Here is a 5,168-nt window from a genome sequence, read left to right on the forward strand (position 1 = left end):
ACTAGCCCAGGAATGGCTCTGAAGCGATGACGTAGGCTGATCTTCACGTCGCCTCACCTTGCGGCAAACAACCTCCGCGACTCCCGTTCAACCCATGCAACTTTTTGTTTTGTTTGAAGAATTTCCAAAACCATCACTTTAAATTTACCGTTAGTTAGCTTTGCTTCGATAGTTTTCCGGCATGGGGCACAACAGCAGCAATAGCGCCTGCCGGTGGCCTGTGTGGCTGAACGCTGCCGTCCTGTTGCTTTCGAGCTGGATTATCGTTGCCGCGCTTTCCTTTCAGGTCCGCCCGGATACCGAGATCGTTGCGGTGATATTTCCACCGTGGTGGAGCACGCAACAAGCACTCGAGGCTGCCGCTTCCGCCAACGCTGCGTTTGTAAGGGCCACGGCTATCCCGGCAATCCTGGTAGTGCGGCCCGACAACGAGGCTGGATTGGCCCGGTTGCGCGAGGCCGGTGCCTGGCTTGCCATAGACCCAAGGGCCGTTGCGGCCTGCTTGACCCTGTAGGGGTAGGGGATTTGAAGATGAGTATTGAAAGCCAAGACTTGAAGACATTGCGCGAAACGACCAGCCGGGCGCTGCTCGTGGTGCTTTGGCTGCATGTTCCGATCTGCCTCGCCGTCGGCCTGATGCGCGGCACGGACTGGCTGCTTCCCGTCATCCTCACCGCGGCCATGGCGGGGGCGGCAACCCTGTCGTGGCGTATGACGGGGAATGAGCTTTCGACCCGGCTGGTGATTGCTGTTGCGCTAATGGGAGATGTCTCGATCTTTCCCTACCAGCTAGCCGGTCACGCCTGGCAGATCGACATGCATATGTACTTCTTCGCTGCATTGGCGTGCCTTGTCGCCTATTGCGACTACCGGCCGATCGTCGCCGGCACGGTCGCAGTCGCCTTGCATCACTTGACCCTCAACTTCCTGCTGCCCGCGGCGATCTATCCCGGCGGGGCCGATTTTGGGCGCGTCGTGTTCCACGCGTTTATTCTGGTCATTGAGGCCGGTGTTTTGATCTGGCTTGCCCACAAGCTCGCGAACCTGTTCGAAACGGCGGCAAAGAAAACGGCGGAAGCCGAAACGGCAAACGCCGCCGAGGTCCACGCCAATGCCAGGCGCGCCGAGATGGAGAAGCGCGCCAAGCAGGATCGCGACGGAGCCAGGCGCGAACTCGCGTCCGGCTTCGAGCGCTCGATCGGGCACATTGTCGAGTCCGTTGCCGTGACGGCACAGGAAATGCAGCAGCTTTCGACATCGATCAGCGGCAATAGCCGTGCAACGACCGAGCAGACCGCGGCGGCGGCCGCCGCATCGACACGCGCTTCGGCGAATGTCGAGACAGTCGCCGCGGCAACCGAGGAGCTGTCGGCATCGATCGGCGAGATCGCCAAGCAGGTGACTCGTTCCGCCGAGATCGCGGGCAAGGCCGCCGAAGAGGCAAAGCGCACCAACGCGGTGGTCGAGGGGTTGGCGAGCGGCACCCAGAAGATCGGCGAGGTCGTGACCCTCATTCAAAATATCGCCAGCCAGACTAACCTGCTGGCGCTCAACGCCACCATCGAAGCGGCACGCGCCGGTGAACACGGCAGGGGATTTGCCGTCGTTGCGAGCGAGGTCAAGGCCCTGGCCAACCAGACCGCCAAGGCGACCGAGGAAATTTCCGCGCAGGTTCAAAGCATCCAGAACGCCACCGGCGACGCCGTCAGCGCCATCGAGGCCATTGTTGGGACTATTTCGGAGATCGACGAAATATCGAGCCAGATCGCGACCGCGGTCGACCAGCAGGGCGCGGCAACGCGCGAAATCGCGGGCAACGTGCTTCAGGCGGCCGACGGCACAAGGGAAGTCAGCGACAATATCCACAGCGTGACCCGCGCTTCCAACGAAGCTGGCGTAGCGACCGGCCGTCTTCTCGATGCGGCCAATGGCCTGTCATCGCAGTCGGAACGGCTGAAGTCGGAGGTCGATCAATTCCTCGGCTCGCTGCGGGTTGCAAGCTGACCCAACGTGCCCTCGCCCCGCAATGGCGGCGCGAGCTTCAAATCTTCTGATTGTATTCGCCGACTTCGGGGTGGGTGTGCAGCACCTGATCCATCGCCTCGAACATGTCGCGCATCCGCCGCTCGGATACCGGGCTTTCAACCACCACCACAAGCTCTGGCTTGTTGGACGAGGCGCGCACCAGTCCCCAACTGCCGTCATCAACCGTGACCCGCACGCCGTTGACGGTGACGAGGTCGCGGATCGCCTGACCGGCGACTTTCTCGCCGCGCTTCTGCAACCCTTCGAAATGCGTCACCACCTGATCGACGACGCCATACTTGGCCTCGTCGGCGCAATGCGGCGACATGGTCGGCGATGACCATGTCTTCGGCAGGTCATTCTTCAGATCGGCCATCGATTTGCCGGACGCGCGATCGAGCATTTCGCAAACCGCAATCGCCGAAAGCAGGCCGTCGTCATAGCCGCGGCCGAATGGCCTGTTGAAAAAGAAGTGGCCAGACTTCTCGAAGCCTGCCAGCGCGCCGAGTTCGTGGGTACGCCGTTTCATATAGGAGTGCCCGGTCTTCCAGTAGACGACCTTGGCGCCCTGCTTTTGCAGCACCGGATCGGTGACAAAAAGCCCGGTCGATTTGACGTCGACCACGAATTGCGCACCTTTGTGAATCGCCGACATGTCGCGCGCCAGCATCACGCCGACTTTGTCGGCAAAAACCTCTTCTCCGGTATTGTCGACCACGCCGCAGCGGTCGCCATCGCCGTCGAAACCGAGGCCGACATCGGCCCCGTGCTGGAGCACAGCATCGCGGATTGCGTGCAGCATTTTCATGTCTTCGGGATTGGGATTGTATTTCGGGAAGGTATGGTCGAGTTCGGTGTCGAGCGGAATCACGTCGCAACCGATGGCTTCCATCACCTGCGGCGCGAACGCGCCCGCCGTGCCATTGCCACAGGCCACGACAGCCTTGAGCTTGCGCTTGAGTTTCGGACGTTTGGTCAGGTCGGCGATATAGCGCGCCGGAAAATTCTCGTGAAACTGATACGAGCCGCCGACCTTGTTCTTGAAGTCGGCATTGAGCACGATCTCCTTCAGGCGGCTCATCTCGTCCGGGCCGAAGGTGAGCGGCCGGTTGGCGCCCATCTTGACGCCGGTCCAGCCATTGTCGTTATGCGATGCCGTCACCATCGCGACACAGGGAACGTCGAGTTCGAATTGCGCGAAATACGCCATCGGCGTCATCGCAAGCCCAATGTCGTGCACCCGGCAGCCTGCCGCCTGCAAACCCGAGATCAACGCGTATTTGATCGAGGCCGAATAGCCGCGGAAATCGTGACCGGTCACGACCTCCTGTTTGACGCCGAGTTCGGCAATCAACGCGCCCAGCCCCATGCCGAGCGCCTGGATCCCCATCAGGTTGATTTCCTTGCCGAACAACCAGCGGGCGTCGTATTCGCGAAAGCCGGTCGCCTTCACCATCGGCTCTGACTCGAAGGCGTAGGTATTGGGAACCAGCAGGGGCTTTGGTTTTGGAAACATTTACCGGCCTTGCAAACATTCAACGATATGGCCGAAGCCATAGCGAATGCACCGGTCTGATGGAAGGCGAAACAGCCGCCGCGTTGGGTTAATTGCGATAAATTCGGGAAAAGCTCAAAGCACGGCGCCCCAGGATTTGGCGATTACTGTTCGAGCACCATCTTGCCGTTGGCGTACTCGAACCGCCTAAGCTTCGACAGGAACGACAGGCCGAGCAGATTTTCCGACAGCGCCTCGTCCGGGAGCACCATCGCATCGACGTCGCGCACGATGAGGCCGCCGATATCGACCATGGCCAATCGTGTCGGCGCTGCCTTGACGGTGCCGTTGGCGGTCGAAACCGTTGCCCGATAGTCGGCGTGCGACGGACGCAAGCCAAACCGCGCTGCTGTGCTTTCATTCAGCGCGATGACCGAGGCGCCGGTATCGACCATGAAGGCAATGCGCTGGCCATCGATCCTGCCTTCGGTCGCGAAGTGACCTCGGCCGTCACGGGGAATGCTGAGGCTGCGGGCACCGGCTTCGGCCGTCGTGTCAGGCGTCACGGCCAATCGTGCCGACGGGGTCGCGGAGGCCGGCGCGGGCGTCATCTTGTCGGCGATCTGCGCCATGAAGGTGCCGAGCCCGATCATGATCGCCGCAAAGATCATAATGTTACGCATAACGCCACTTTCGATCGCGAGTGCCTGGCCATTTCATCATGACCATGACGAAACTTCGACCATCGACAAACCGCGCGGGCGGCAATTTTGGCGAAAAGGATGAGCGAAGGGTTAACAAACCCCCAACTGGCGGTCGGCAATGGCGCGGCCGGCACCGCTCTCCTTGCTTAGGTTCCCCTGGGCTTGACACGGCGGGTCGGCATCGCGCTCGCCGGATCCTCCGGCCAGGGATGACGAGGATAACGCCCACGCAAATCGGAGCGTACGGCGGCATAGCTGCCGCGCCAGAAACCCGGCAGATCGCGCGTCACCTGAACCGGACGATGCGCAGGCGACAGCAATTCCAGCACCAGCGGGATTGCGCCTCTGGCAATCGAGGGATGGCTGGTCAATCCGAACAATTCCTGCAAGCGTACCGCGATGGTCGGCCCCTGCTCGGCCTCATAGTCGATCGCAAGTTGCGTCCCCGTCGGCGCCTCGAAATGCGTCGGCGCCTCCCGATCGAGCCGCGCCCGCAAGGCCCAGGGCAATAGGGCTTGCAAGGCTTCCGACAAATCACCGGCGGAGAATGCCTTCAACGACGTCTTGTCGAGCAAAGCCGGCACCAGCCACGTCTCGCGTTGGGCAATGAGCGCATCGTCCGACAGATCCGGCCACGGATTTTCCGACGCCGCGCTCTCAGCCGCGCGCAAAAACATCACGCGGTCACGCCATTGCTTGATCGGTTTCGACCACGGCAACTGATCGAGGCCCGCAGCGACCAGGCCATCTGCGAATATCCGCGCGGTTTCCACCGAGGATTCGAGCGCCAGCGGCGTCTCCGACAGCGTGATCGCATGCAGGGTCTTCCTGCGCCGCGCCCGCAGCGCCATTGCGCCGCGATCGAAAGAAATCTCATCCGCTGTTTCGATCTGATCGGCGAAATGCGCTTCGATCTCGACTTGCGTGATCGGCGCCCCCAGCAG

Annotated in this window: 5 protein-coding genes; 2 read left to right on the forward strand and 3 right to left on the reverse strand. The window is 61.4% G+C overall.

Going from position 1 to position 5,168, the window contains the following annotated elements; all coding sequences use genetic code 11:
• The first annotated feature begins 181 nt into the window (after positions 1-181).
• Complete coding sequence (locus WB528_RS03115; RefSeq protein WP_423886967.1) at positions 182-514, forward strand: hypothetical protein; 333 nt, start codon at positions 182-184, stop codon at positions 512-514.
• 17 nt (positions 515-531) lie between these two features.
• Positions 532-2,004, forward strand: a complete 1,473-nt coding sequence (locus WB528_RS03120) for a methyl-accepting chemotaxis protein (RefSeq protein WP_423886968.1) — start codon at positions 532-534, stop codon at positions 2,002-2,004.
• 37 nt (positions 2,005-2,041) lie between these two features.
• Here WB528_RS03120 and WB528_RS03125 read toward each other — a convergent pair whose 3' ends face one another.
• The 3 genes from WB528_RS03125 to WB528_RS03135 all read right to left on the reverse strand — a co-directional run.
• Complete coding sequence (locus WB528_RS03125) at positions 2,042-3,541, reverse strand: phosphomannomutase/phosphoglucomutase (protein ID WP_423886969.1); 1,500 nt, start codon at positions 3,539-3,541, stop codon at positions 2,042-2,044.
• Between the two features lie 143 nt (positions 3,542-3,684).
• Positions 3,685-4,203: a TIGR02281 family clan AA aspartic protease gene (locus tag WB528_RS03130; RefSeq protein ID WP_423886970.1), complete on the reverse strand. Its 519-nt coding sequence runs from the start codon at positions 4,201-4,203 to the stop codon at positions 3,685-3,687.
• Between the two features lie 167 nt (positions 4,204-4,370).
• Positions 4,371-5,168: ATP-dependent helicase C-terminal domain-containing protein (locus WB528_RS03135; RefSeq protein WP_423886971.1), on the reverse strand; the 798-nt coding region annotated here is incomplete at its 5' end.

It is taken from the genome of Bradyrhizobium sp. (genome assembly GCF_049586575.1).
Classification (GTDB): Bacteria; Pseudomonadota; Alphaproteobacteria; order Rhizobiales; family Xanthobacteraceae; genus Bradyrhizobium.